The sequence below is a fragment of the Enterobacter cloacae complex sp. 402C9 genome (assembly GCF_050030745.1).
In the GTDB taxonomy this organism is placed as follows: Bacteria; Pseudomonadota; Gammaproteobacteria; order Enterobacterales; family Enterobacteriaceae; genus Enterobacter; species Enterobacter intestinihominis.
Genome location: NZ_JBLGUW010000002.1, coordinates 150264 through 177078, shown reverse-complemented (window position 1 = coordinate 177078; position 26815 = coordinate 150264). Strand labels below are relative to the sequence as shown.

Annotated in this window: 29 protein-coding genes and 2 pseudogenes; 10 read left to right on the top strand and 21 right to left on the bottom strand. The window is 48.4% G+C overall.

Annotated elements, in window-relative coordinates; genetic code table 11:
• Positions 1–6 precede the first annotated feature (6 nt).
• A complete protein-coding gene (arsC, locus tag ACQG1K_RS23535) occupies positions 7–432 on the top strand; it encodes a glutaredoxin-dependent arsenate reductase (RefSeq protein WP_000065802.1) in 426 nt (141 codons plus the stop codon).
• A gap of 59 nt (positions 433–491) precedes the next feature.
• Here arsC and ACQG1K_RS23530 read toward each other — a convergent pair whose 3' ends face one another.
• The 8 genes from ACQG1K_RS23530 to ACQG1K_RS23495 all read right to left on the bottom strand — a co-directional run bounded on the left by ACQG1K_RS23530 (position 492) and on the right by ACQG1K_RS23495 (position 7015).
• The gene (locus ACQG1K_RS23530; protein ID WP_001066652.1) at positions 492–1319 is read right to left on the bottom strand and encodes a universal stress protein; all 828 of its coding nucleotides are present in this window, start codon (positions 1317–1319) and stop codon (positions 492–494) included.
• 18 nt (positions 1320–1337) lie between these two features.
• Positions 1338–2816 carry a SulP family inorganic anion transporter gene (locus ACQG1K_RS23525; protein ID WP_000927306.1) on the bottom strand — a complete coding sequence of 493 codons (1479 nt, stop codon included), beginning with the start codon at positions 2814–2816 and terminating at the stop codon, positions 1338–1340.
• Between the two features lie 491 nt (positions 2817–3307).
• A complete protein-coding gene (locus ACQG1K_RS23520; RefSeq protein WP_000864986.1) occupies positions 3308–3583 on the bottom strand; it encodes a hypothetical protein in 276 nt (91 codons plus the stop codon).
• 140 nt (positions 3584–3723) lie between these two features.
• Positions 3724–3921, bottom strand: a complete 198-nt coding sequence (locus tag ACQG1K_RS23515) for a hypothetical protein (RefSeq protein ID WP_001371914.1) — start codon at positions 3919–3921, stop codon at positions 3724–3726.
• A 986-nt stretch (positions 3922–4907) separates the two neighbouring features.
• Positions 4908–5165, bottom strand: a complete 258-nt coding sequence (locus tag ACQG1K_RS23510; RefSeq protein WP_000637193.1) for a hypothetical protein — start codon at positions 5163–5165, stop codon at positions 4908–4910.
• 73 nt (positions 5166–5238) lie between these two features.
• Entirely contained in the window at positions 5239–5553 is a 315-nt protein-coding gene (locus tag ACQG1K_RS23505; RefSeq protein ID WP_001005009.1) for a hypothetical protein, read from the bottom strand.
• A 47-nt stretch (positions 5554–5600) separates the two neighbouring features.
• Positions 5601–6497 carry a hypothetical protein gene (locus tag ACQG1K_RS23500; protein ID WP_000975181.1) on the bottom strand — a complete coding sequence of 299 codons (897 nt, stop codon included), beginning with the start codon at positions 6495–6497 and terminating at the stop codon, positions 5601–5603.
• Positions 6498–6499: 2 nt separating this feature from the next.
• Entirely contained in the window at positions 6500–7015 is a 516-nt protein-coding gene (locus ACQG1K_RS23495) for a thermonuclease family protein (protein WP_031942328.1), read from the bottom strand.
• A gap of 214 nt (positions 7016–7229) precedes the next feature.
• On the opposite strand from ACQG1K_RS23495, the gene ACQG1K_RS23490 reads away from it, so the two are divergent.
• From ACQG1K_RS23490 to ACQG1K_RS23480, 3 genes are read left to right on the top strand one after another with little or no spacing between them, the layout of a single operon-like run.
• Positions 7230–8657, top strand: coding sequence for a DNA cytosine methyltransferase (locus ACQG1K_RS23490; RefSeq protein WP_000833382.1), 1428 nt, complete (start codon positions 7230–7232; stop codon positions 8655–8657).
• A gap of 60 nt (positions 8658–8717) precedes the next feature.
• On the top strand, positions 8718–8885 hold the full coding sequence (locus ACQG1K_RS23485) for a hypothetical protein (RefSeq protein ID WP_000220758.1): 168 nt from the start codon (positions 8718–8720) through the stop codon (positions 8883–8885).
• Between the two features lie 22 nt (positions 8886–8907).
• Positions 8908–10227, top strand: a complete 1320-nt coding sequence (locus ACQG1K_RS23480; protein WP_000078514.1) for a DUF1173 family protein — start codon at positions 8908–8910, stop codon at positions 10225–10227.
• A 279-nt stretch (positions 10228–10506) separates the two neighbouring features.
• On the opposite strand, the gene ACQG1K_RS23475 is transcribed toward ACQG1K_RS23480, so the two are convergent.
• A complete protein-coding gene (locus ACQG1K_RS23475) occupies positions 10507–11712 on the bottom strand; it encodes a hypothetical protein (RefSeq protein ID WP_001572381.1) in 1206 nt (401 codons plus the stop codon).
• The gene (locus ACQG1K_RS23470) at positions 11709–12527 is read right to left on the bottom strand and encodes a DUF4942 domain-containing protein (protein ID WP_000193209.1); all 819 of its coding nucleotides are present in this window, start codon (positions 12525–12527) and stop codon (positions 11709–11711) included. The genes ACQG1K_RS23475 and ACQG1K_RS23470 overlap by 4 nt, the downstream gene beginning before the upstream one ends.
• A gap of 204 nt (positions 12528–12731) precedes the next feature.
• Between ACQG1K_RS23470 and ACQG1K_RS23465 the strand changes: the two genes are divergently transcribed.
• Positions 12732–12899 (top strand): hypothetical protein, encoded by a 168-nt coding sequence (locus ACQG1K_RS23465; protein ID WP_001572379.1) that lies wholly within the window; start codon positions 12732–12734, stop codon positions 12897–12899.
• Between the two features lie 93 nt (positions 12900–12992).
• Here ACQG1K_RS23465 and rcnR read toward each other — a convergent pair whose 3' ends face one another.
• Positions 12993–13265 (bottom strand): Ni(II)/Co(II)-binding transcriptional repressor RcnR, encoded by a 273-nt coding sequence (gene rcnR / locus ACQG1K_RS23460; protein ID WP_000019951.1) that lies wholly within the window; start codon positions 13263–13265, stop codon positions 12993–12995.
• A 122-nt stretch (positions 13266–13387) separates the two neighbouring features.
• On the opposite strand from rcnR, the gene ACQG1K_RS23455 reads away from it, so the two are divergent.
• Positions 13388–14503: a nickel/cobalt efflux protein RcnA gene (locus ACQG1K_RS23455; protein ID WP_001572377.1), complete on the top strand. Its 1116-nt coding sequence runs from the start codon at positions 13388–13390 to the stop codon at positions 14501–14503.
• Positions 14504–14760: 257 nt separating this feature from the next.
• Here the strand turns inward: ACQG1K_RS23455 and ACQG1K_RS23450 are convergent, their stop codons facing one another.
• From ACQG1K_RS23450 to catA, 4 genes are all read right to left on the bottom strand, one after another.
• Positions 14761–15195 (bottom strand): hypothetical protein, encoded by a 435-nt coding sequence (locus tag ACQG1K_RS23450; protein WP_000723070.1) that lies wholly within the window; start codon positions 15193–15195, stop codon positions 14761–14763.
• Between the two features lie 217 nt (positions 15196–15412).
• Complete coding sequence (locus ACQG1K_RS23445; protein WP_077269371.1) at positions 15413–16651, bottom strand: sensor histidine kinase; 1239 nt, start codon at positions 16649–16651, stop codon at positions 15413–15415.
• Positions 16644–17341 (bottom strand): IS1-like element IS1B family transposase gene (locus tag ACQG1K_RS23440; protein WP_095033700.1). Its coding sequence is split into 2 segments (ribosomal slippage): positions 16644–17092 and positions 17092–17341, totalling 699 coding nucleotides; the frame shifts between segments, so codons are not numbered across the junction. Before ACQG1K_RS23440 ends, ACQG1K_RS23445 begins: the two co-directional genes overlap by 8 nt.
• Before the next feature lie 33 nt (positions 17342–17374).
• The gene (catA, locus tag ACQG1K_RS23435) at positions 17375–18049 is read right to left on the bottom strand and encodes a type A chloramphenicol O-acetyltransferase (RefSeq protein ID WP_031942326.1); all 675 of its coding nucleotides are present in this window, start codon (positions 18047–18049) and stop codon (positions 17375–17377) included.
• Between the two features lie 278 nt (positions 18050–18327).
• On the opposite strand from catA, the gene ACQG1K_RS23430 reads away from it, so the two are divergent.
• A protein-coding gene (locus tag ACQG1K_RS23430; protein WP_095033700.1) for an IS1-like element IS1B family transposase occupies positions 18328–19025 on the top strand; the annotation gives its coding sequence in 2 pieces (ribosomal slippage) (positions 18328–18577 and positions 18577–19025; 699 coding nt in all).
• 95 nt (positions 19026–19120) lie between these two features.
• Here ACQG1K_RS23430 and aadA1 read toward each other — a convergent pair.
• Positions 19121–19959 (bottom strand): annotated as a pseudogene (gene aadA1 / locus ACQG1K_RS23425) (ANT(3'')-Ia family aminoglycoside nucleotidyltransferase AadA1).
• Positions 19960–20104: 145 nt separating this feature from the next.
• Between aadA1 and intI1 the strand changes: the two are divergent.
• Complete coding sequence (gene intI1, locus ACQG1K_RS23420; RefSeq protein WP_000845039.1) at positions 20105–21118, top strand: class 1 integron integrase IntI1; 1014 nt, start codon at positions 20105–20107, stop codon at positions 21116–21118.
• A 70-nt stretch (positions 21119–21188) separates the two neighbouring features.
• Complete coding sequence (locus tag ACQG1K_RS23415) at positions 21189–21893, top strand: IS6-like element IS26 family transposase (RefSeq protein ID WP_001067855.1); 705 nt, start codon at positions 21189–21191, stop codon at positions 21891–21893.
• Here ACQG1K_RS23415 and ACQG1K_RS23410 read toward each other — a convergent pair.
• The 3 genes from ACQG1K_RS23410 to aac(3)-IIe all read right to left on the bottom strand — a co-directional run bounded on the left by ACQG1K_RS23410 (position 21839) and on the right by aac(3)-IIe (position 24502).
• Positions 21839–22995, bottom strand: a protein-coding gene (locus ACQG1K_RS23410) for an IS3 family transposase (RefSeq protein WP_369700724.1) whose coding sequence is annotated in 2 segments (ribosomal slippage) — positions 21839–22728 and positions 22728–22995 — 1158 coding nt in all. Because the reading frame shifts where the segments join, the coding sequence is not laid out codon by codon here. The genes ACQG1K_RS23415 and ACQG1K_RS23410 overlap by 55 nt on opposite strands.
• 91 nt (positions 22996–23086) lie before the next feature.
• On the bottom strand, positions 23087–23629 hold the full coding sequence (locus tag ACQG1K_RS23405; protein WP_002063889.1) for an AAA family ATPase: 543 nt from the start codon (positions 23627–23629) through the stop codon (positions 23087–23089).
• Positions 23630–23641: 12 nt separating this feature from the next.
• Positions 23642–24502 (bottom strand): aminoglycoside N-acetyltransferase AAC(3)-IIe, encoded by an 861-nt coding sequence (gene aac(3)-IIe / locus ACQG1K_RS23400; RefSeq protein ID WP_000557452.1) that lies wholly within the window; start codon positions 24500–24502, stop codon positions 23642–23644.
• 106 nt (positions 24503–24608) lie between these two features.
• Here aac(3)-IIe and ACQG1K_RS23395 point away from each other — a divergent pair, with 106 nt between their 5' ends.
• Positions 24609–25313 carry an IS6-like element IS26 family transposase gene (locus tag ACQG1K_RS23395; RefSeq protein ID WP_001067855.1) on the top strand — a complete coding sequence of 235 codons (705 nt, stop codon included), beginning with the start codon at positions 24609–24611 and terminating at the stop codon, positions 25311–25313.
• A gap of 53 nt (positions 25314–25366) precedes the next feature.
• Here ACQG1K_RS23395 and ACQG1K_RS23390 read toward each other — a convergent pair.
• Together ACQG1K_RS23390 and ACQG1K_RS23385 are read right to left on the bottom strand one after the other, a co-directional pair.
• A pseudogene (locus tag ACQG1K_RS23390) lies at positions 25367–25807 on the bottom strand (CatB-related O-acetyltransferase); the annotation flags it as partial.
• A gap of 137 nt (positions 25808–25944) precedes the next feature.
• A complete protein-coding gene (locus ACQG1K_RS23385; protein ID WP_001334766.1) occupies positions 25945–26775 on the bottom strand; it encodes an oxacillin-hydrolyzing class D beta-lactamase OXA-1 in 831 nt (276 codons plus the stop codon).
• Between the last annotated feature and the right edge of the window lie 40 nt (positions 26776–26815).

Here is a 26815-nt window from a genome sequence, read left to right as displayed (position 1 = left end):
ACTGATATGAGCAACATTACCATTTATCACAACCCGGCCTGCGGCACGTCACGCAATACCCTTGAAATGATCCGCAACAGCGGTACAGAGCCGACCGTTATTCATTATCTTGAAACCCCACCATCACGAGCTGAGCTGGTAAAACTCATTGCGGATATGGGGATCACGGTACGAGCGCTGCTGCGTAAGAATGTCGAACCTTTTGAAGCGTTAGGGCTGGCGGAAGACCGCTTTACTGACGAGCAGTTAATCGATTTTATGTTGCAGCACCCTGTTCTGATCAATCGCCCTATCGTGGTAACGCCGCTGGGTACCCGGCTATGCCGCCCTTCTGAAGTCGTGCTGGATATTCTTCCCGATGCGCAGAAAAGCGCGTTCACGAAAGAGGACGGTGAGAAGGTAGTTGATGAAAAAGGTAACCGGCTGAACTAAACGTGTTCTTGTGACGAAGGGCGAGAGAACTCGCCCTTTTTTATTTAAGATAATCAGTGCTAACGGAGGATAAGAAGCGGTTGTTGCGTCTTTTGCAGCATTTCGGAGGTATGACTACCGATAAAGAACTGCCGCAACCTGGAATGACCGTAGGCCCCCATCACTATCAGATCGACAGCATTTTCCTCGGCGTAACGAATAAGCGCGTCCCCGACTGATTGCCCGGTAAGATGTGTTGTGCTGTTTTCTATATCCGCGTCACGTAAAATTTGCTGTGCGGTCAGCAGCTCTTCCTTCTTACCGTTTACCATGACAAGGTGGCACTCCAGCCCCCTGAGTAAGGGACTCATCGTCAGACGTTCCAGGTTACTCCTGCTTTCTTCACTGCCATCATAAGCCAGCATGACTCTGGAAGGCACTGAGTAGTTCTCCGGAACAACCAGTAGGGGTTTCTTTTGCAGACGAATAACGCTTTCCAGATGAGAGCCTACCGGATGCTGGCTACCCCGACGCCCCAGCACCATGAGACGAAGGTCGCTCAGCTCTGCCAGAACTTCATCCGGTGTACCGTGTTTTTGCATCAAAAGCACATCCGGGCTTCCCTGTTTTTGAAGCAGTTCAGCACAACTTTCCAGTATTGCTTTCCCCTGGGCCATCAGCAGGCGATTACGTTGCCCTTCAATTTCTACCAGCTCATCGGTCAGCAATTGCTGACTGTCTATGCCGAGAGTGCCGGTCAGGTCTGACACTACCGGGGTGCTGTCTTTTTCGATAACGTGCAACAGTGCTAGCTGTGATTGCAAAGTGCGGGCTGCCCACGCCGCATATTCACACACTGACCGCGTTGAAAGTGAACCGTCCACACAGGCTGTAACAGTATTATTCATAGTTTTCCCTCCAGTCTGTTAATGACCGCCCATCAGTTTTTCGACTTCTTCAGGTTTATCGTGAACACCAAACCGGTCAACGATGGTGCGGGTGGCTTCATTCATCCCACGTATTTCAACCCCGGCGCCCTCTCTACGGAACTTAATGACCACCTTATCCAGGGCGCTGACGGACGTGATGTCCCAGAAATGGGCATGTGAAACGTCTATCACCACATTCTCAATCGCTTCACGGAAATCAAAGTGGCTCGTAAAGCGGTCTGCTGATGCAAAGAATACCTGGCCGGTGACGGTATACGTCCGGCTCGTCCCCTCCAGAACTGAGGTTACACGCATGAACCGGGATACTTTAGTGGCAAAATTGAGCGAAGCAATCAGTACACCGGTCAGCACACCGAAGGCCAGATTATGTGTTGCCACCACAACCGCGACGGTGGCAAGCATGACCACGCTGGTTGAAAGGGGGTGTGTCCGCAGGTTGGCAATGGAGCGCCAGGAGAATGTCCCGATGGAAACCATAATCATCACCGCGACCAGCGCTGCCATCGGAATTTGGGAGACCCAGTTGCGCAGGAACACAATCAGGCAAAGCAGCACCACGCCCGCCGTGAGGGTTGAAAGTCGTCCGCGTCCACCGGATTTTACGTTGATAACAGATTGCCCAATCATCGCGCAGCCTGCCATTCCTCCGATAAAGGATGTGCAGATGTTCGCGATGCCCTGAGCTTTGCACTCCCTGTTTTTGTCGCTTGGCGTGTCGGTCATGTCATCCACGATAGTGGCGGTCATCATCGACTCAAGCAGGCCAACCACCGCAAGCCCCGCAGAATATGGCAGGATGATGAGCAGCGTCTGAAGATTTAAAGGCACGTCCGGGAGCAGGAAGACCGGCAGACTGTCGGGAAGTTTCCCCATATCCCCGACGGTTCGCACATCCAGATGCAGCCACATGGCAATCCCAGTCAGCACCACGATGCACACAAGCGGTGAAGGAATGGTTTTGTTGATATAAGGGAAGAGATAGATGATCCCCAGCCCTGCCGCAGTCATGGCATAAACATGCCATGTCACATTGGTCAGCTCAGGCAACTGGGCCATAAAAATCAGTATTGCCAGTGCATTAACAAACCCCGTGACCACTGAGCGTGAAACAAAACGCATCAGCCCGCCAAGCTTCAGATATCCGGCTATCAGCTGGAATACCCCGGTCAGTATGGAGGCAGCCAGTAAATACTGTAAGCCATGATCTTTCACCAGCGTCACCATCAGGAGAGCCATTGCACCGGTGGAGGACGAAATCATCGCCGGACGTCCGCCAAAGAAGGCCATAACGAGAGGAATACAGAACGCCGAGTAGAGGCCCACCTGGGGATCAACACCGGCGATAATGGAAAAGGCGATCGCTTCTGGAATGAGTGCGAGCGCGACAACAATACCGGCCAGAACGTCACCACGGACGTTACCCAGCCAGTCCTTACGCGTCGAGGACAGCAACATAGTAATTTCTCAGTTTTTAGATACAGTCAGCCCTGGAGGGCTACATTTTTACGTACGGTAAAGCACATCCGCAGACGGGATGTTATTGAGTGCGTGCTGAGGCTTGCTCAGTACGACAGAGGAAGGAAAAACTCAGGGTGGCGTAATACGCATAGCGGTTGTCAGATTCTCCATAGCGGATGTGTATATATTGTCGGCTCTGTTGTCAGGAAGAACTTACAGAACACGTCGCGTTTGAACATGAAACACTTCAAAGCAGCCCAATACTACAAATAAAGCGAATACGGGGTCAACCCAACAAGGTACTCAAACGAAGAGGTTAAGATGCGATTTTTATCCAGGAATTCAATATTATCAAAGGACATTTGAACTTTGCCCCACCCCGGACATCTCTACTTAGCTTTGACATAAGTTATTGATTCATATGTGGTTATTTTTTAACATTTACGTTTCACGTACTGATAGATTGCCTTTGAAGCCAACGCTGACCGTCATTCATCTTGATCAGGAATTTGGGCATCTTCTAAAAACACCTTTGTACGGTAATCATCTTTCCAGCCTAACCAAACTGAATCTTCACCACCGGAAGAAACAACTTTACGGTTTCCTGTGAGATTATCAGCCTGTTCTAAGCATATTGACTGCATATCAATGAGCAAATCAGCTTCTGCGACTTCCGTGCCGCCGATCGTTTCATAGCCGGAAATCAGAACAATTGCCTCAGGGTCTCTTTCGTTCAGCATGGCGATCAACTCTTTCACTTTCATTTTAAGATACCAGTAGTTTATTTGTGTGCATTGCTGATGGATTTTATAGTGCTGCCGACCTTTTTCAAGGTGCTTCCGTTGCTTCCAACGATCATGCTAACGACCTTGTTGTCTGACCTGGTATTGCCGTGGTCATCCTTTTAGAGAAATGCTCCAAAGATCAACATGGCGGCATAGGTTTTCCAGCTTGACCAATCAATCGTGGAACCAAGCAACAGATAGAATGCCAGGGCTACCAGCCCCAGCTTTACTACTAGCGCGATTATTATGGTGAAGATAGACTCATCGCGTTCGCCTTTAAGTATTTTATACCGCGTAATTAAACTGTCGTTTTTCATGTAGCATCCGTTATAGTTATTAAAGTCCTGCATTAGAAGTTGTTATTTGCCGAAGTTACCTTGTATGAGTTAACTGTGGATCCAAAAATACAAAATATAAGCTGTGCCAATTGAAAGGATTAGAAAAGCACAGTTACTAATAAAATCTACTAATGCTTGTAGCTTCTTTATTCTCACAATTGCTGGACCGTGTTCAGTAGAGGTACTACTCAGCCCTTTTGTTCTGGCACTCTCTGCTTTTCTGAAAAAATTGTAATGCAATCCTGACCGCAAGCAAAACCATGCCAAACCAGTCGTTATTACGATATTTATGTAGAAAGCATATTGAATCATTTGTTCAGTTTCGAAGCTTTCCATTGAAAACCCTTTGTTGAAATGTTGAATAAAATTATTTTTAGTAAATGTAAGCAATAAATAGAACGAATATTAATAGTGAAAGATGCAATGCCAACATCTGCTTATGATGCCTTATGAGGATTTCTTCCTTCGCATTCATTAAATCGTACATCTCATCAATATTTTTATTGCTGGTATATTCGAGACGTTCATCACGAAGTAATTTGAACTTTACCAATACGACAAGTGATTTAATAATAAAGCTCGTAAGCATAACAGTTATAGACAAAAATAAAAAATAGGCCAAATTCATATATCACTCCATGGAGATTAATAGAAAAATTTATAATAAGTAATCTCATAGAGCATTACTTGAATCTTCTTCCCATACTAAGGACTCACCGAGAAACTTAGTTAAAGATGATTTGGCATACTGTGGTTCGGAAAAAAAACGTGGGAACCAGCCGTCAAAGCTTTGGGTACCATTGTGACGATTTTCAGGCGAGACTGATAAGCGGTACCCGTCTTCGTAAGGTGAAATGCTAAATGTGTATCCATCATCTGTCTTTGAGATCAGCGTTTTGCATGTCATATGACTGTTTGCTCACAAAGTTACTTTTCTAAGATATCGAAAAGTGTGGATTAGATCATCATTCAGATAGTCTTTTCATCACAAACTTTCCTGCCCACATTATCACAATTATAAAGGTAATAAAACCGATCTGCTCCCAACGTAAATTGGTTTGCTGTTCGGAATCATCCAAATGAATTGCATAAATGTAACATCCGAAGGTAAGCGTGAGTGGAACAACAAGCATCCCTACCTTTTTAGTAATATTTCCAATAAACCACCAATAAAGAACCCAGGAAATAATAGAAGAATAAAAAATTGCTTCTGAAACTATCATATGTAACCTCTTGAATTAGTCGATGCTGTGGGTAAATAAACCCGGACCGTCAAATGATGCAATTGCAAAATATTTAGTAACCATGAATCCTTCGGTTATCTATTTCAGCCATGTATGCAGTAGGCTTTTTTAAGAGATAGATTGGTGAAACGACATTCGTTTTGACTTTATAAGCCAGAATGAAAACACCTGCGGAGCTTGCCATAAGTACCGCAAGAAGAATAGATACCGTTAACTCCTTTGGTGTTTGTATCACCGAAAGAAGAAACAATGCGCTTATGGCTGCAAAAATCCAGCAATATAATGATGCATCCATAAAACCAGCTACAACACTCGATCCAAAAAAAAACCAAAATAAACTTATTAAGATTACTGAGTTTTCATTCATGTCTGTTCCTTGTTATTACTAATTATATTATGCTTTATAGTTGACCGTCAGACTACCCACGGGTTTTGACGAACAAAGTCACGCACTCCATTTATACATGCTTTTGAGATGACTTCAAAATAAGGATGGTTTGATGGAATCATATTCCCGGTATTATCAAGAAGCATAATAGTCCCTAAAGACCGAACCAGTTGATATTCATTGAGCTTACGCTTTAGCAAAGTTTGCAATCTATAAATTGTCTCACCGGAACTGTTACCTTCGATACCTACAACAGAGACCGTACAGTTCACTTCCTGATTATCAGATTGATAATCGAACCAGTAATTTTCGTTGCAATTTCCTTTTTGCGCATGCTCAATTTTGCCAGGCCATTTTACCCATAAAGAAGAGTTGTTTTTAGATCGTAAGATCTGCTTCAGCGTTTCCAATGGATTTTTTTCATCAACCTCAGACCAGGCCGAAATAAATTCTTTCTGCATTGCCTTAGGGTCTATAACGGCAATGAAATCAAATTCCTCTTTATTGATAGAGTTGGCTCGATCTTTGAGATAAAACAGACCGAGTTTATATCCCTTTTCACTTTTCCAGTTTGCTCCCACAGGCTGATAGTCTGTATTTATAAACGGTTTGAAAGTGTGAGTGTCGGGAGAAAAAATTACTGAGGGTGCCAGCACCCGGCCTCGGTATCGTATTGGATTTACAAATATTTTTTCCCCGTCACATAACATTTCAATAATTGCTTTTGTCACAACTACTGAAATAGAAGGTCTACATGTATTTTGATTTATTTCCCCGAGGTGCGCCAAACTTCCATCCTCACTCTTCAACACCTTTGTAAGGCAAGTCGGGCAATACTGTTGATCTCTATAATAAACAGGCATGGTTAGACGACCGGAATCGTTTAGTACCAACTGAAGTAACGGATGAGGCTCTTTCATCATGGTTATTTCTTCCCTTTCACCTTTCTGGGCTTTTCGTTTGCCTGTCTCCACTGCCATGGTGGGACAGGGTTGGTGTCTGCCCATAACCCTTTTGCCTCCTTTTGTGCTGCGGATTCATATTTGATATAGCCAGGGACAATGGCGTTATCTTCGAACCGATAAACCCACGCATATCCACTGTCCACCATAGAGGCATTGATATCATATCCATCTAACCAGATGGTACCTAACATACGGCCATAGATATCCGTACCATGGTCTATCACGGTAACGATTTTAGTTGCTATAGCTGTGGTTAAGGCCTGTTTTGCTTTTTGGCCAAAAGCCTGTTTAGATTCAGGAGCGTCTATACCATACATCCGTATTTTGATGGTTGTGTTTTGAGCATCCAACGCAGTTATGGTGTCACCGTCAACAATCTTAACCACCTTTGCCTCAAAAGTTGTTGAGTTCCCCCAGGACGCCACTGGGAATACAACAATCATGATGGGCAAAAGTAACTTTGTTAAAAAAAACATCATTTCACCTTGATTTGTTGAGTACAGACATGTATCCACAAGCCTATTTACAGGCAGTATTTTAACAAGTCATTATTTCATGGGCGGGCTTAAAACCAATCTTTTTGCAACTTAAAGGCAGAATAATCACAATAAATTTAGAACCTGAACCAAAAAATAATCCAAATTAAGCGTGTTAATCTATCTCAAAGATATTATTCCTGAGAGAGTTTGGATGAAACGTTACACTCATGATCTTGAGACAGACCTGAATGATGTGGATAAAACACCATCTCTGATCCACAAAACTTTGTTAACAGCTTCGACCATTTATGACCTGAAATATCTGGCTCAGGTATTAAATGATGAAAATGGCAGTAATTGGTCCCGTGCATCCCTTAAACGTCAGGTTACATGCATACCTGAGCATTGTGAGCTGAGTATCGCAGATGGACGCTATCTACAGACTTTAATACCTTCACGACCTGCTGATTATGAGGACAGGCACTTTAGCTTTATCGATCTGTTTGCAGGGATAGGTGGACTGCGAAGCGGATTTGATGCCATCGGTGGTAAATGTCTTTTCACGAGCGAATGGAATACTTATTCCAGCCGTACTTACCGGGCGAACTGGTATTGCGATGAGAACGAGCACCGCTTCAATTCAGACATCCGTGACATCACTCTTAGCAACCGGCCCGAGGTTACTGATGACGAGGCATACAAATTTATCGATGCCTCTATCCCGGATCATGATGTTCTTCTTGCGGGATTTCCATGCCAGCCATTCAGCATCGCCGGTGTCAGTAAAAAGAACTCTATGGGTCGCAAACACGGTTTCGAGTGCGACACTCAGGGTACGCTCTTCTTTGATGTGGCCAGGATCATCCGGGCAAAACAACCTGCAATTTTTGTTCTGGAAAACGTAAAAAATCTGAAGAGTCACGATAAGGGTAATACCTTTAACATCATCATGAAAACGCTCGATGAGCTTGGCTACGACGTCGCAAACAGCGAAAGCACGGGCGCGGATGATCCTAAAGTCATCGATGGCCGTCATTTCCGACCCCAGCACCGTGAACGTATCGTCCTTATTGGTTTTCGCCGCGACCTACGTCTGAAAGACGGTTTTACTCTGAGAGACATTAAAGACTTTTATCCGGACAAGCGCCCTTCTCTCTCAGATTTACTGGATCCGAGCGTAGATAGTAAATACATCCTCTCCCCTAAACTCTGGGAGTACTTATACAACTATGCAAAGAAACATGCGGCAAAAGGCAATGGTTTTGGTTTTGGACTAGTAGATCCTTCCAATGTTAATAGTGTCACCAGAACCCTCTCAAGCCGCTATATGAAAGACGGATCTGAAATTCTTATTGATCGGGGCTGGTCTCATGAACTGGGAGAAACTGATTTCCATAACACATACAACATGGACCGTCGGCCACGCATGCTAACGCCACGTGAATGCAGCAGGCTAATGGGCTTCGATAAACCCGGGGAAAGTGTTTTCCGTATCCCTGTGTCCAATACACAGGCTTACAGACAGTTTGGGAACTCCGTGGTCGTTGATGTCTTTGCGGCCGTCGCCAAACTGCTGAAGTCACGAATTGAATTTGCAGCCTCCCAGCGCTTGCGGCAGTTTTACGACGAAGTCAGCTGACCTGAGCTCCTTCATCAATTTAAATGCTTAAGATTGTTGTAATAATGTCAGAGGTCAACCATGACGTATTTCGAATCAGCTGAAGGTGAGACGGTATCTAAAGAACGAGCATTACAAGAACTGTCCAGGCATTGCGTTCCCGAAACAGATTTCGAAGAATTCTTTAGCGACATGGGCGTAAAGGAACAGTATGACGCTCAGGAAGTGTTGCTCTGGTTGGGATATTAAACTTCCTGTTTAGGAGACTACTATGAGCCAAAAATTCGCAGTGATGATTGCTTACGACGACGATCCAAACGTCAAAAGGTATTCACCTGACTTTCAAACGCAGGATGAGTTTGCTAAAGGGTGGCAGTCGGCTCTTAAAAAGGCACACCACACCTCAGGTCAAAAATCAGTCATCACCTGCGGATGTCGTGGAAAAGGAGAAAAGCGACTTTATGTTCGTGCTTTACCGAACGGTGATGCCTTTATTCTCGTCAAAGCCGCTAACACGGGCATTGAGCATGATCCTTCCTGTGTATTCTTCTCCCTTGATGCCCGGCATACCGGCCTGAAAGGATATGCGAGTGGTGTGGTCCGGATTACAACCGAAGGTGATATGGCTGTAAGGCTCGGTATCGGTATGACAGAGAAAGATCCTCCTGAAAAATCAGAAGTGCCTCCCCTGCCCCATGTTCAGCGACCAGAAGGAGGTCAGGCCTCAATGACCCTCCTGGGCTTGCTTAGTCTTTTGTGGACAGAGTCTGGTCTGAATGTCTGGTACCCGAAAATGGCAGGGAAACGTAACGATTCACTGGTACGGTATCGTCTGCTTGAAACCGCTAAACAAATTCGTACCGGCAGAGCCTGCATAGGTGACCATTTATTCATTGGTGTACCTGACCCGAAACAACCTGTCGCTCAGTCGCAAATTCAGCGTCTTTCATCACAGGCGATGAGTGATAAACGTCTCATGCTCCTGTCAGTTTTACCTCGCTACGATGCTGAAAAGCATGAGAAGCCACTTAAATTTTTACCCCTGCGGAATTTTGGGGGGCTACCGCTGATTTTTTTCAATTCAGAAGTCCATTGGGATAGCGTAAAGAAACGATTTTCATCGGAGTACGCAGCATGGAAATCCGGGGCGAAAATAGTTGTCTTTGCGTTGACGTCACCAGCTGCGGTAACCGGCAGAGGCCCTTCTGTAAGAGCTCATCAAATTGTGCTGATGCACGTTAGCGAGAACTGGATACCTCTGGACTCCTCCTATGAGGCGGTTGTTGCAGAAAAGCTGGATGCAGAGCACCGGCAGTACGTTAAGCCCATGCGTTATGATGCGAGTATTAGTGAGGTGTTCCCTGACTTCTACCTGCTCGACACAAAAAGCGATAAGCCGTTCCCGATGGAAGTATTTGGTATGGCCACTCCTGCTTATCTGGCCCGAAAGCAACTCAAAAAAGATTATTACAACCGTGAATATGGGCCTTATGGATGGTGGCACTGGGATGCGACCACAGCATCTGAAACTATGGTGCTGCCTCATTTTCCAGAATCACGCAAACCTCTTTCAACTGACACACCTGCTTAAAATGGAGAAAAAATGTCCTACATGCTTTCGCTAAGCGAACAGACAAAACTGAACGCTTTCCTGTCAGGGATCCTAGATGATTACAAGACTGGGGTTATCACTCAGATACAAGCTGTTGGTAGAATCGGTAACGTGTTTTCTGCTCTGGAAAGTGGAGACTCAAAAAAGGTAGTGCATTTGTTGACTGAAGGACGAAAACTCCTGCGGACGGGCTGAATGTCCGCAGAAGTTCTTATGTGCCAGGGGATGCAGAGAAGTGTATCAACCTGGCTTCATTTATCATGATGTTTTTCTGCTACGCGGCTGTTTTGACTTTCCAGTACCTCCCCCTGCCATTGCACCAGTTAATGTATCAATGGTGCCTTTCAGGGATTCTGAGATTGTTTTCTCCGCCTCCAGGGTAGCTTCCAGCTTCATTACTTTGGCCTGGAGCGTTTTGAGTTCATTGCTTTGTTCAGCCACTTCCGCTTCATAGCCCTGGCTGACCAAAGTTACTTTATTCAGGTCGGCGCTCAGCGACTCGTTTAGTTTATGGAGTTCAGTAAGTTCGGCATTCACCGCCACCAGGTCACCCTCTTTCCCGGACAGTGCACTTTTCAGCTCAGTACAAAGGTTCTGTGCAGCAATCAATTCCTGTTCAAACCTGTCCCTCTCTGCCTTTGTATCTGACACAGTCTGACTTAACTGGTCGCATTGTCTGGAAAGACCGGCGTTATCAGAACGCTGCGTGTTGATCTCTTCGTTCAGCTTTTTTTGATATTCAAGGTGACCAGCGATCTCTGTTTTACGTTCAGCCAGTTGCTGGGAGAGTGAGTCATTTGACTGCTGTGCGAGGCTCAATTCATGCCGTGTGCTATCTAACTGGTGATGGCAGGTTTCGAGTTCTGCTTCGGCAACATTCAGCCTTGTTTCTAACTCCTTGACGGTACTGTCCCGGATCTCTAATCGACCCTGTAGTGCCTGATTCTCAAGTTTCAGCTCATCCATATCGGTAGCGCTTTGCTCAAGCCGCTGTAACAGCTGCGTTACCTCCTCCTCCAGCTGCATGCTACGTGCTTCAGCTTTTTTAACACTATCATTCTGTATTGCGGTATAGCTTCTACGGTAGTGCCAGGTGATGTACGAGATAATATCGCCGAGTGCAACCTTTACCTCATCGGGTATATCCAGGTAACGGGCCTCTTCAGGAACCTCTTTAACATACTTCTGGTACTCCGCGAACATCTCCTGTGACCTTGCAAACGAGCCGCCAACAGCGTTTCTGAGCCAGTGAACTTTGAAGCTCAGATCGATATTTTCCGGGTTAATTTCTTTCTCTTTGCACAGACGTTCGATTGCATTGAAGTAATCGATCATCGCGATAGATGAGTACCTTGAACGACCCATTTCCTTTGATTTTTCAGTGGATTCGCTGCGGATGTCATTCTGCACCTCTGGCGGGGTAGCATCGTTCAGGCTTTTTTCTTTATCATTTTCAATCATCATTTTTTTCCTGCGGCCGGAAGCTGGTTTGCAAAATATATGCTGATAAGATCGTTCAGAGCATTCAGAAGCGAGATACTGTCGATGCAAATATGAACGTTTCCATTCTCAAACAGGCGACACCGCCAGCCATTCTCATCACTGACCTCGCCTGTGAATTCTGTATTTCTCATGGCCGTCAGCCTGTCGACCATACTCAGCCCACCGCCGGTTGCAGGTGTTGGAGTATCAGAACAGATGCATACAATATTCTCAAAGTCGCGTAAACAAAAGTGATTGTCCTGCGAGAAACCGTTGTACCTCAGCACGTTCACACCAGGAAAAATCCCCCGAAGAACAAGCTTTTTTGGCATTGTATATTGCCTGGCATTGCTTTTGAAACTTCGGTCAAGCTTGTTGAGAACATCAACGAAACCTTCTGCAAGGGTGTCTCGTCTGTTAGCCAGTGCATGCTGTAATGTTCCCTTAACAATCTCCAGGGAAGCGACGGGCGGATCCGTACGAAGGGATTCGTTAAAGGCTTCTTTTTGCTTATGGTTCCAGTACCGGTCCATACCTGTTTCTTCAAAGAGCCTTTTCCACGTTTTACGGTCAATTTCCTTACGCCCCTCCTCGATGGTGCGATCCAGTGACGACGGAAGACCAAATGCGTTGGGCTGCATAATTCTGCTGGTGAAGAGAGAGAGACCGCACAGTTCCGACGCTTCCGAGATTAACCGCATCCCTTCTTCGAATTTCTGCATGGCCATATCCCGGGCGCTGATGAGCTGCCCTGTCCGGCTCGCCGGTACTGGCTCAGAACCCTGGTTTTGAGTCATTTTACACTCCATTTTGGTATGTCAGAACATTTTGATTTGAGCAAAGGTAGGTGTACACAGACATTAAAGTTGTCTCCTTTAACATGAAAAAGACTTTAAAGTTGTCTACTTCTTCAGATAGACCTACTTAACAGGATACTAAGTAGGTCATCTCCTTTCTCGCGTAGCATCTCTCGACGTTCACAGCAGAGGACACGTTTCAAAATGTCATCCAAAATTTTTTTCCATTATCTGACGTTGGGTGATTTTGATGGTCAGCGAGTAGAGGCTTTAACAATGTGGGTTGCCCTGAGCAAAGTAAGGGAAGTAGATGTACCAGAAATGTACGCGTTGCCTTGCATGAAGGGGGGCATCTTAAAGCTCATTGATTAAACAAACTCACTATGCCGCTACAAACAGCCCAAAACCGTCACTTGATAACGTGTTATTTAGATAAATTAATGCTCAGGGCTTTTAGCCAAACTGTCACTTGATGTAAGAATCCAGAACCTTCAGCACAACGTCCAGGTCTTCTTCTCGTTTCTGTTCTTCACTTTCATGAACAATATGTTCAGTCAAATGTCCTTTAATCACTTCACGCAATAAACCATTCACGGCACCACGTATGGCGGCTATTTGTTGCAGTACAGCGGCACATTCGTGAGGTTCATCAAGCATTTTTTTCAGCGCAGCAACCTGCCCCTGGATCTTGCTTGTACGTGCTTTCAGTTTTTGTTTATCGCGGATGGTATGTGACATGTGGGCTCTCACTCTCCTGGATATTTTATGTAACTATACCAGCGTTATTCTACTGGGGGGTAGTATATTTTACTGGGGGGGAGTAGAATCCGGCCTACACTTAATAACCAAGAATGATTCTCATGAACGAATTTACGACACTTCTTCAGCAAGGCAACGCATGGTTTTTCATCCCCAGCGCCATTCTGCTTGGCGCGCTTCATGGACTGGAGCCCGGGCACTCCAAAACAATGATGGCAGCATTCATCATTGCTATAAAAGGCACCGTACGTCAGGCCGTGATGCTGGGTGTCGCGGCAACATTGTCGCACACTGCAGTCGTATGGCTGATTGCTTTTGGAGGGATGTATATCAGTAATAAATTTACCGCAGAATCAGCCGAACCCTGGCTACAGATGGTCTCTTCAGTGATCATCCTTGGTACGGCTTTTTGGATGTTCTGGCGAACCTGGAGCGGTGAGAAAAACTGGCTGGAGGGAATGCAGGAGAATGAACATCATCACCATGACGAAACAAGGTTGATCGATACTGGCCATGGAAAAGTTGAACTGTCCATTTTTGAAGAAGGACAACTTCCCCACTGGCGGCTACGCACTCTTAGTGGCCAAAGATGGGCTTCTGAAGATATCTCATTAACCACACTTCGGGAAAACAGTACGATCTCTCAGACTTTTGAATTTGTTGATCATGGTGATTATCTGGAGTCAACATCTCCCATCCCTGAGCCTCACAGTTTCAACGTACGTCTGTCTCTGGGACATCGTGGTCATGTCCATGACTATGATGTGGCGTTCGCTGAACACGACCATGACCATGACCACTCTGAGCTTGATGGGCTGGATGTGAATTCGAAAGAGTATCAGGACGCTCACGAACTGGCTCATGCCAATGACATAAAACGCCGCTTCGACGGGAAAGAAGTAACCAACGGGCAAATCCTGATATTTGGACTGACAGGAGGGCTTATCCCTTGCCCGGCAGCTATAACTGTATTGTTGATCTGCCTTCAGCTTAAAGCGCTTACGCTGGGTGCCACACTGGTTGTTTGTTTCAGTATCGGCCTGGCATTGACCCTCGTAACGGTTGGAGTGGGTGCGGCGATCAGCGTTCGTCAGGTCGCCAAACGCTGGAGTGGCTTCAATACCATCGCCAGAAGAGCCCCCTATATTTCAAGCGCCCTGATTGCTGCTGTTGGGATTTACATGGGTATACATGGCTGGAATGGGCTGGTGCATTAACACCGGTACTGATGACACACACTCTGGGTACTTACAAAGTACATCCTAAGCGCCACCGTTGAGGTTATGAGCAGAAAAACCCGGAATATAAAGCTGCTCTTTCCGGGACTTGTTGCTGAGGCAGGGATTAAGTAACTGATTAAATCCATTCCCATAAGACTCAATGATAAATGAAAGAATAAAAAAAACGCTCCCGGACGGGAGCGTAAGCCAGTGACTTCGGCGTCAAATGAGGGTCTAACAAGTGGAGCTGCGGGTTAATTCTGGGTGATCTGGCTGCGATGCTTTTCAGCCTGCTGCTGATGAATAACGGAAGACTGACCATTATTCGCCTTCTCGTGCACAACAGCGGCTTTTTCATGCTCGTTCATTTCTGAAAATGACGTTGCTGATTCGTTGGTGGCCCCTGGTTTGCCTTTCATCATTTTTTTATGCATCTCCGCCATGTCCTGGTGGGCAGAAGCGTTGCCGTTTTGCATCATTTCATGGGACATTGCAGCCTGATCGTGTCCGCTCATATCCATCATTGTCATACTGTCTCCCTGAACAGCGCTTTTTTCAGAGGTTGACTGCATCTGATGGGCGGGTGCCTGGGCATTATTTACCTGGTCATGCATGTTCATTGTCTCTGCAGCCATGGCGGATGAAGCGACAGCCATAATGGCAACAAATGATACAAGGATCTTTTTCATGGTTGGGTCTCCGGTGTTTTCATACCCAAACAATCAACGGCTTATAACAGAGAAAGCATTTGATCTCAGGGCGGGTTATTCATCACTCCAGGAACCAGGCGATTGCGTTATCACTCTGCTCCTGATTTATGTATGATTATAAAAAACCGCCTCTGTTTATCGCGTGACTGAATGATGACAATTTTGTCACCTTCCAGGTTTCTCCTGAAGAACGGGATTAATCCATTAACAGGCGCACACTGAACACAATTTCCCGCCCCTGCTGTTCTGCTGACAGCTCGCCGCCATGAGCATGAATGATCGACCTTGTAATTGATAATCCCAGCCCCGCGCCTTCCGTGTTGTGGACCCTTGATGAATCAGCTCGATAGAACCGATCAAACAAACGTTCCAGATTAGCGGGAACCTGGCCGGACATCGTATTCGTAATCATCACGTTCACACAGTCACTGTCACGCTCAAGGTGTATCGCTGTACAGGTGTTATCGGGAGAATACTTGATTGCATTGGAAAGCAGGTTACTGAAAGCACGTCGCAGCATATCGCTGTCTCCGGCAACAACGCCCTCTCCTTCAACGGTGATTGTCTTTCCTGTTTCGTCTGCCAGAGGCTCGAACAGCTCACGTAATTCATTCAGTTCGGCGGCCAGATCCACATCATGTTTATCCAGCTGCAGCAGACCATGCTCTGAACGTGCCAGAAAAAGCATATCACTGGTCATTCGTGACAACCTTTTCAGTTCTTCCAGGTAAGCGAATAAGATTTCGCGGTAATGCGAAACATCCCTTTCCTTAGCCAGTGCAAACTGCGTCTGCATCATCAGATTACTGACCGCTGTGCGCAGCTCATGCGCGATGTCAGACGAGAAATCTGACAGTTTCCGGAATGACCCCTCCAGGCGATCGAACATGTTATTGAACTCCTGCATGGTCTCAGAAATTTCCGGCGGAGCCAAATCGGGATTAAGACGCTGATCCAGGCTGTGTACGGTCATGGAGGAAGCCAGACTGGTCATTTCCCGTAGCGGTTTCAGACCAATACGTGTGGTCAGCCAGCCCAGAAAAACAGAAATAAAGACCAGACCGATATTGAACCAGAACAGCCAGGTACTGAGCTTATCCATAAACAGGGTGTGATACCCAGTATCCGTGGCAACCGTAATGATGACATGTTTGCTTTTACCCTGTTCCGGCGTCACGGCAACCCGCCGCGAGATACTGCGGTACACGGTGTTATTTTCTTCCGTCTGGATCATATAGTCGAGAATATCACCCGACTTATTAAGCAGGACCGCTGGAACAACAGAATTTTTGGCATAGAGTTCAACAATTTTTTCATTTTCCATGTTTTTTATAGAAATGAATAAACCATTGTGCCCTACCATCGCATCGTTTATTTTTTCTGATAATGACTTAATATCCGTTTTGTTCCGGGGTAATGACTCCAACTTATTGATAGTGTTTTATGTTCAGATAATGCCCGATGACTTTGTCATGCAGCTCCACCGATTTTGAGAACGACAGCGACTTCCGTCCCAGCCGTGCCAGGTGCTGCCTCAGATTCAGGTTATGCCGCTCAATTCGCTGCGTATATCGCTTGCTGATTACGTGCAGCTTTCCCTTCAGGCGGGATTCATACAGCGGCCAGCCATCCGTCATCCATATCACCACGTCAAAGGGTGACAGCAGGCTCATAAGACGCCCCAGCGTCGCCATCGTGCGTTCACCGAATACGTGCGCAACAACCGTCTTCCGGAGCCTGTCATACGCGTAAAACAGCCAGCGCTGGCGCGATTTAGCCCCGACGTATCCCCACTGTTCGTCCATTTCCGCGCAGACGATGACGTCACTGCCCGGCTGTATGCGCGAGGTTACCGACTGCGGCCTGAGTTTTTTAAATGGCGGAAAATCGTGTTGAGGCCAACGCCCATAATGCGGGCGGTTGCCCGGCATCCAACGCCATTCATGGCCATATCAATGATTTTCTGGTGCGTACCGGGTTGAGAAGCGGTGTAAGTGAACTGCAGTTGCCATGTTTTACGGCAGTGAGAGCAGAGATAGCGCTGATGTCCGGCAGTGCTTTTGCCGTTACGCACCACCCCGTCAGTAGCTGAACAGGAGGGACAGCTGATAGAAACAGAAGCCACTGGAGCACCTCAAAAACACCATCATACACTAAATCAGTAAGTTGGCAGCATCACCCCGCCCTGCCACTCATCGCAGTACTGTTGTAATTCATTAAGCATTCTGCCGACATGGAAGCCATCACAAACGGCATGATGAACCTGAATCGCCAGCGGCATCAGCACCTTGTCGCCTTGCGTATAATATTTGCCCATGGTGAAAACGGGGGCGAAGAAGTTGTCCATATTGGCCACGTTTAAATCAAAACTGGTGAAACTCACCCAGGGATTGGCTGAGACGAAAAACATATTCTCAATAAACCCTTTAGGGAAATAGGCCAGGTTTTCACCGTAACACGCCACATCTTGCGAATATATGTGTAGAAACTGCCGGAAATCGTCGTGGTATTCACTCCAGAGCGATGAAAACGTTTCAGTTTGCTCATGGAAAACGGTGTAACAAGGGTGAACACTATCCCATATCACCAGCTCACCGTCTTTCATTGCCATACGGAATTCCGGATGAGCATTCATCAGGCGGGCAAGAATGTGAATAAAGGCCGGATAAAACTTGTGCTTATTTTTCTTTACGGTCTTTAAAAAGGCCGTAATATCCAGCTGAACGGTCTGGTTATAGGTACATTGAGCAACTGACTGAAATGCCTCAAAATGTTCTTTACGATGCCATTGGGATATATCAACGGTGGTATATCCAGTGATTTTTTTCTCCATTTTAGCTTCCTTAGCTCCTGAAAATCTCGATAACTCAAAAAATACGCCCGGTAGTGATCTTATTTCATTATGGTGAAAGTTGGAACCTCTTACGTGCCGATCAACGTCTCATTTTCGCCAAAAGTTGGCCCAGGGCTTCCCGGTATCAACAGGGACACCAGGATTTATTTATTCTGCGAAGTGATCTTCCGTCACAGGTATTTATTCGGCGCAAAGTGCGTCGGGTGATGCTGCCAACTTACTGATTTAGTGTATGATGGTGTTTTTGAGGTGCTCCAGTGGCTTCTGTTTCTATCAGCTGTCCCTCCTGTTCAGCTACTGACGGGGTGGTGCGTAACGGCAAAAGCACCGCCGGACATCAGCGCTATCTCTGCTCTCACTGCCGTAAAACATGGCAACTGCAGTTCACTTACACCGCTTCTCAACCCGGTACGCACCAGAAAATCATTGATATGGCCATGAATGGCGTTGGATGCCGGGCAACCGCCCGCATTATGGGCGTTGGCCTCAACACGATTTTCCGCCATTTAAAAAACTCAGGCCGCAGTCGGTAACCTCGCGCATACAGCCGGGCAGTGACGTCATCGTCTGCGCGGAAATGGACGAACAGTGGGGATACGTCGGGGCTAAATCGCGCCAGCGCTGGCTGTTTTACGCGTATGACAGGCTCCGGAAGACGGTTGTTGCGCACGTATTCGGTGAACGCACGATGGCGACGCTGGGGCGTCTTATGAGCCTGCTGTCACCCTTTGACGTGGTGATATGGATGACGGATGGCTGGCCGCTGTATGAATCCCGCCTGAAGGGAAAGCTGCACGTAATCAGCAAGCGATATACGCAGCGAATTGAGCGGCATAACCTGAATCTGAGGCAGCACCTGGCACGGCTGGGACGGAAGTCGCTGTCGTTCTCAAAATCGGTGGAGCTGCATGACAAAGTCATCGGGCATTATCTGAACATAAAACACTATCAATAAGTTGGAGTCATTACCCGCTTAAAAATAATAAAAGCAGACTTGACCTGATAGTTTGGCTGTGAGCAATTATGTGCTTAGTGCATCTAACGCTTGAGTTAAGCCGCGCCGCGAAGCGGCGTCGGCTTGAACGAATTGTTAGACATTATTTGCCGACTACCTTGGTGATCTCGCCTTTCACGTAGTGAACAAATTCTTCCAACTGATCTGCGCGCGAGGCCAAGCGATCTTCTTCTTGTCCAAGATAAGCCTGTCTAGCTTCAAGTATGACGGGCTGATACTGGGCCGGCAGGCGCTCCATTGCCCAGTCGGCAGCGACATCCTTCGGCGCGATTTTGCCGGTTACTGCGCTGTACCAAATGCGGGACAACGTAAGCACTACATTTCGCTCATCGCCAGCCCAGTCGGGCGGCGAGTTCCATAGCGTTAAGGTTTCATTTAGCGCCTCAAATAGATCCTGTTCAGGAACCGGATCAAAGAGTTCCTCCGCCGCTGGACCTACCAAGGCAACGCTATGTTCTCTTGCTTTTGTCAGCAAGATAGCCAGATCAATGTCGATCGTGGCTGGCTCGAAGATACCTGCAAGAATGTCATTGCGCTGCCATTCTCCAAATTGCAGTTCGCGCTTAGCTGGATAACGCCACGGAATGATGTCGTCGTGCACAACAATGGTGACTTCTACAGCGCGGAGAATCTCGCTCTCTCCAGGGGAAGCCGAAGTTTCCAAAAGGTCGTTGATCAAAGCTCGCCGCGTTGTTTCATCAAGCCTTACGGTCACCGTAACCAGCAAATCAATATCACTGTGTGGCTTCAGGCCGCCATCCACTGCGGAGCCGTACAAATGTACGGCCAGCAACGTCGGTTCGAGATGGCGCTCGATGACGCCAACTACCTCTGATAGTTGAGTCGATACTTCGGCGATCATCGCTTCCCTCATGATGTTTAACTTTGTTTTAGGGCGACTGCCCTGCTGCGTAACATCGTTGCTGCTCCATAACATCAAACATCGACCCACGGCGTAACGCGCTTGCTGCTTGGATGCCCGAGGCATAGACTGTACAAAAAAACAGTCATAACAAGCCATGAAAACCGCCACTGCGCCGTTACCACCGCTGCGTTCGGTCAAGGTTCTGGACCAGTTGCGTGAGCGCATACGCTACTTGCATTACAGCTTACCAACCGAACAGGCTTATGTCCACTGGGTTCGTGCCTTCATCCGTTTCCACGGTGTGCGTCACCCGGCAACCTTGGGCAGCAGCGAAGTCGAGGCATTTCTGTCCTGGCTGGCGAACGAGCGCAAGGTTTCGGTCTCCACGCATCGTCAGGCATTGGCGGCCTTGCTGTTCTTCTACGGCAAGGTGCTGTGCACGGATCTGCCCTGGCTTCAGGAGATCGGAAGACCTCGGCCGTCGCGGCGCTTGCCGGTGGTGCTGACCCCGGATGAAGTGGTTCGCATCCTCGGTTTTCTGGAAGGCGAGCATCGTTTGTTCGCCCAGCTTCTGTATGGAACGGGCATGCGGATCAGTGAGGGTTTGCAACTGCGGGTCAAGGATCTGGATTTCGATCACGGCACGATCATCGTGCGGGAGGGCAAGGGCTCCAAGGATCGGGCCTTGATGTTACCCGAGAGCTTGGCACCCAGCCTGCGCGAGCAGCTGTCGCGTGCACGGGCATGGTGGCTGAAGGACCAGGCCGAGGGCCGCAGCGGCGTTGCGCTTCCCGACGCCCTTGAGCGGAAGTATCCGCGCGCCGGGCATTCCTGGCCGTGGTTCTGGGTTTTTGCGCAGCACACGCATTCGACCGATCCACGGAGCGGTGTCGTGCGTCGCCATCACATGTATGACCAGACCTTTCAGCGCGCCTTCAAACGTGCCGTAGAACAAGCAGGCATCACGAAGCCCGCCACACCGCACACCCTCCGCCACTCGTTCGCGACGGCCTTGCTCCGCAGCGGTTACGACATTCGAACCGTGCAGGATCTGCTCGGCCATTCCGACGTCTCTACGACGATGATTTACACGCATGTGCTGAAAGTTGGCGGTGCCGGAGTGCGCTCACCGCTTGATGCGCTGCCGCCCCTCACTAGTGAGAGGTAGGGCAGCGGGCACTGTTGCAAATAGTCGGTGGTGATAAACTTATCATCCCCTTTTGCTGATGGAGCTGCACATGAACCCATTCAAAGGCCGGCATTTTCAGCGTGACATCATTCTGTGGGCCGTACGCTGGTACTGCAAATACGGCATCAGTTACCGTGAGCTGCAGGAGATGCTGGCTGAACGCGGAGTGAATGTCGATCACTCCACGATTTACCGCTGGGTTCAGCGTTATGCGCCTGAAATGGAAAAACGGCTGCGCTGGTACTGGCGTAACCCTTCCGATCTTTGCCCGTGGCACATGGATGAAACCTACGTGAAGGTCAATGGCCGCTGGGCGTATCTGTACCGGGCCGTCGACAGCCGGGGCCGCACTGTCGATTTTTATCTCTCCTCCCGTCGTAACAGCAAAGCTGCATACCGGTTTCTGGGTAAAATCCTCAACAACGTGAAGAAGTGGCAGATCCCGCGATTCATCAACACGGATAAAGCGCCCGCCTATGGTCGCGCGCTTGCTCTGCTCAAACGCGAAGGCCGGTGCCCGTCTGACGTTGAACACCGACAGATTAAGTACCGGAACAACGTGATTGAATGCGATCATGGCAAACTGAAACGGATAATCGGCGCCACGCTGGGATTTAAATCCATGAAGACGGCTTACGCCACCATCAAAGGTATTGAGGTGATGCGTGCACTACGCAAAGGCCAGGCCTCAGCATTTTATTATGGTGATCCCCTGGGCGAAATGCGCCTGGTAAGCAGAGTTTTTGAAATGTAAGGCCTTTGAATAAGACAAAAGGCTGCCTCATCGCTAACTTTGCAACAGTGCCAATGTGGGCGTCTGGTGTTGTAGAAGTTCAGATATCGGGCGATGCCAGCGCGTGCCTCGGACACAGTCTTGTAGGCATGGAGGTAGACTTCCTCGTATTTGATCGAACGCCAGAGCCGCTCGACGAAGACATTGTCTCGCCACGCACCCTTGCCATCCATCGAGATGGCAATCTGTGACCTCTTCAGCACGGCGGTGAAGTCGATGGAGGTGAACTGCGATCCCTGGTCGGTATTGAAGATTTCCGGCCTGCCATGACGGGCAAGTGCCTCCTCCACCGCCTCGATGCAGAAGGCTGCTTCCATCGTGATCGACAACCGCCATGACAAGACCTTCCGGCTGAACCAGTCCACGACGGCGCACAGATAGACAAATCCCCGCGCCATGGGGATGTAGGTCAGGTCCATTGCCCACACCTGATTGGGCCGGGTGACTGCCAGCTTTCGTATGTGCCCTGGCGCTGGTTTCGAGGTGTTCGGGCGGCGGTAGATCGCCTTGATGCCCATCTTCTTCATCAGCGTGGCGACGTGTCGCCGCCCGGTCTCCAGACCTTCTCCTCTCAAGAGCCCTTGCAACATCCGACTTCCGGCAAAGGGGTAGTCGAGATGCAATTCGTCAATCCGGCGCATAAGGGCCAGATCGCCGTCAGACACCGGACGAGGCAGATAGTAGACGCTGCCACGGCTGAAGCCGAGAAGCTTCGCCTGGCGCACGACGGATAGCTTGTGCTCGCGGTCGATCATTTCTTTCCGCCCAGCAATCCCGCCTTGCCGAGCGCACCGGATAAAAAATCGTTCTCCAGTGTCAGTTCGCCGATTTTCGCGTGCAGCGTTTTGACATCGATGGTCGGACCCGACGGCTCCGCTTTCGTTTCATCGCCGAACACACCTGTCGCCCCCTCAAGGAGCTGGTCTTTCCATTGCTTGATCTGGTTGGCGTGCACATCGAACTGCTGGGACAACTCCACCAGCGTCTGCTCACCTCGGATGGCGGCAAGTGCCACCTTCGCCTTGAAAGCCGGGCTATGGTTCCGGCGCGGTCGTCTCGTCATGGTCTCTCCTGTTCCCGGCATCTAAGCCGAAGTCAGGCAGAAACTCCACTTATCCCCGCTGTGCAGATTTCCCGAGCCAGCTCTAAGGCGATCAGGTGCGCTGATCGAGTCTGTCGAGCACCATCGCTGCAAGTTCATCGCTGGTGTGTGCACCACTATCGAGAACACGGGTTGTGGACGGAAGCCGTTCCCTTGCGGCCAAGCATCGGGCGACATTCGCTAATCGCCACTCTCGAATCTCCGCATTCCGATTCGGGTCAGGATGCATGGTCTGGTTCGAGATCCGGTGACGCAATAGGTCCTCGTTAAGCATCAGAAAGATGTGCAGCAGCTGATCGTCGATCTGCCTTAACCCGTCGAGTATCTCAGTCAGATAGTCCGGGTGCACGAGCGTCATTGGGATGATGATGTCCTGCGAGTAATTCCTGCGAATCTCGCTGACCGCAGCGATCGTAAGTCCCCTCCACAAGGGGAGATCCTGATAGTCTCCGCTCGCTGGTATGGGGACCGTTTCTTTCACCACGAACCCGATTTCCTCAGGGTCAAAGATCAGCGATTTCGGACGCCGATCGCGCAGCCGCTCAGCGAGAGTCGTCTTTCCGGCGCCGAAAGGTCCGTTGATCCAGATTATCATTGTCGACGGCCTCTAACCGGAAGGCTCGCAAGAGCGCTGGGCGGCTTCGTGTGCTGGCACGATCGGAGTGGCTCCGAAGTGCTTCTCAAGATAGGTGACGCCGAACGTCACGATGTCCTGCGCGTCGAACAGGTAGCACTGAGCAAAGCCCACGACACCTTCTCGATGGCGACCGAGCTTCACGTAAGCATTTGCTATAGTTTCGACCGCATCCGGCTTTCCTTCGATAGCAAAGCAATCGAGAATGCCGTTTGAATCGTATTCTGATGCCGTTTTCCAGGCGACTTCACCGTTTCTTCCAAGCATCGGCATCTCATACGTCACCCATCGTTTGTTGGGGATATCCGCAACCGCCTCGGCGTAGTGCAATGCGGTAACGGAGTTTAGCGGCGCACCCAACAGCAGGGCCTTCCCGCCAAGGCGGACGAACCGCTCGACGGGCGACCCTTCCCCCAAGGCGTGACCGAGTTCGTGAGGCTCCGTCAGCGTTTCAGCTAGCGGACCAACCGCGACCATCGATGCATCGGGGTGCGCGCTGCGCCGCGCGCCGGGGGCTTGAACCAGAAATTGATTCAGCAGGCCGAACCCACGGTAAGTCCCGGCCGTTGCGGGATCGAACGGCGGCCAGGTACGGCGGGCTTTGTCATCCAACCGAGCGCCATTCAGAGTCTCCTCGTAGGGTGATCGGTCCCACGACGCGTATCCCATCACAGTGCCAGTCGGCCCAACCGCGGAGCGTAACGCGGCAACGACCGTCTCCGCTCCTCCTTCGACCGGACCAATCGCTTTAAGTGAGGCATGCACCATCAACAGGTCACCGGTTTGGACTCCTAATTTTCGAATTGCCTCCGTTATTGCCTTCCGCGTATGCATCGCGATATCTCCTCTAAACTGCAAAACACTATACCTATCGAGAGGCACTGTTGCAAATAGTCGGTGGTGATAAACTTATCATCCCCTTTTGCTGATGGAGCTGCACATGAACCCATTCAAAGGCCGGCATTTTCAGCGTGACATCATTCTGTGGGCCGTACGCTGGTACTGCAAATACGGCATCAGTTACCGTGAGCTGCAGGAGATGCTGGCTGAACGCGGAGTGAATGTCGATCACTCCACGATTTACCGCTGGGTTCAGCGTTATGCGCCTGAAATGGAAAAACGGCTGCGCTGGTACTGGCGTAACCCTTCCGATCTTTGCCCGTGGCACATGGATGAAACCTACGTGAAGGTCAATGGCCGCTGGGCGTATCTGTACCGGGCCGTCGACAGCCGGGGCCGCACTGTCGATTTTTATCTCTCCTCCCGTCGTAACAGCAAAGCTGCATACCGGTTTCTGGGTAAAATCCTCAACAACGTGAAGAAGTGGCAGATCCCGCGATTCATCAACACGGATAAAGCGCCCGCCTATGGTCGCGCGCTTGCTCTGCTCAAACGCGAAGGCCGGTGCCCGTCTGACGTTGAACACCGACAGATTAAGTACCGGAACAACGTGATTGAATGCGATCATGGCAAACTGAAACGGATAATCGGCGCCACGCTGGGATTTAAATCCATGAAGACGGCTTACGCCACCATCAAAGGTATTGAGGTGATGCGTGCACTACGCAAAGGCCAGGCCTCAGCATTTTATTATGGTGATCCCCTGGGCGAAATGCGCCTGGTAAGCAGAGTTTTTGAAATGTAAGGCCTTTGAATAAGACAAAAGGCTGCCTCATCGCTAACTTTGCAACAGTGCCCCACATCTTTTGTCACCAACGAGCGGCTGCCTATCACCGCACCGTGCCCGATCTTGATTCCGGGCATGACCATTGCCTCAGAGCCGATCCAAACGTCATTGCCAATGACAGTATTACCTGCTTTTTGGAAGGCATCGAGTGCGCTTGAGAATGCAGGTTCTTCCTGCATATAAAAGAACGGGAAAGATGATGCCCAGTCGTACCGATGCCCCTGATTGCCAGCCATGATAAAGGAAGCCCCACTCCCGATAGAGCAGAAACTACCGATGATCAACTTATCAACGTCATCACGGTCCGGAAACAGATACCGTGCGCAGTCATCGAATGAGTGCCCATGATAGTAGCCAGAGTAATAGCTGTACCGCCCAACTTTGATATTGGGGTTCTTCACTTGCTCAGAAAGCAGCTTGCCTTTGAAGGGGCTATCAAAGTAGTTGGTCATAAGAGATCCCGCGGTCTGTGACTTTGCCGTCTAACGTTTGAAATAAGGGGCGCCGAGCGCCAGCGAGGGGAGCCAAAAGCTTGCTTTTGGCCGTCCCGACTTGATTGAAGGGTTGGGCGATTTTGCCATTAGATTTTTTATAAATTTAGTGTGTTTAGAATGGTGATCGCATTTTTCTTGGCTTTTATGCTTGATGTTAAATTCGACCCCAAGTTTCCTGTAAGTGCGGACACAAAAACATATTTATGTCCTGATTTGCTTATAATAAACCCTTCAAACCATCCGTTTTGTAAGGTTCTATTTGCTGTGAATCCTGCACCAGTTTTCCCATACAGTTTTGTACTATTATCCAGATCTTGTAGATACATGTTCTCTATGGTGTTTTCTATGGCTGAGTTTTTAACTGGGAGATTGTGATTAATAATTTTACGCAGGAATTGAATTTGTTCTTCTGGTGAAATTTTTAAGCTACTTTCGAGCCATGCTTCTGTTAATCCGTTGTTTCTTTCTTTATCTCCAGAGAAGTCTTGATTTCCATAATCAAAATCTTTGAGATAATTCTTGATTTTATTTAATCCAATTTTTTGGGTTATTTCTTGCGAAACCCAAACAACAGAAAATTGCATCCACGTCTTTGGTGTATGATTGCTGTTCCAGATCTCCATTCCTTTGGGGGTTTTATCCCATTTGAATATGGTTTTCTGATCTATTATTTCCGCATCAAATGCCATAAGTGATAATGCGATCTTGAAAGTTGAATCTGGTGCCATTTGCGTTGCACACTTTGCTTTATTGAATTGAGCAATTTCAGCGTTTGTGGATGCATCGTAAAGTAAAAAACAACCTTCAGTTCCTTCAAATAATGGAGATGCAACAGTAGAGATATCTGTTGATGCACTGGCGCTGCTGTAGATAATATTTGCAATTATTAAAAAAATAGCGAAGTTGATATGTATTGTGTTTTTCATAATAAGTATTGGTTTGGTAAAGGGCTTAATTTTAACGGCT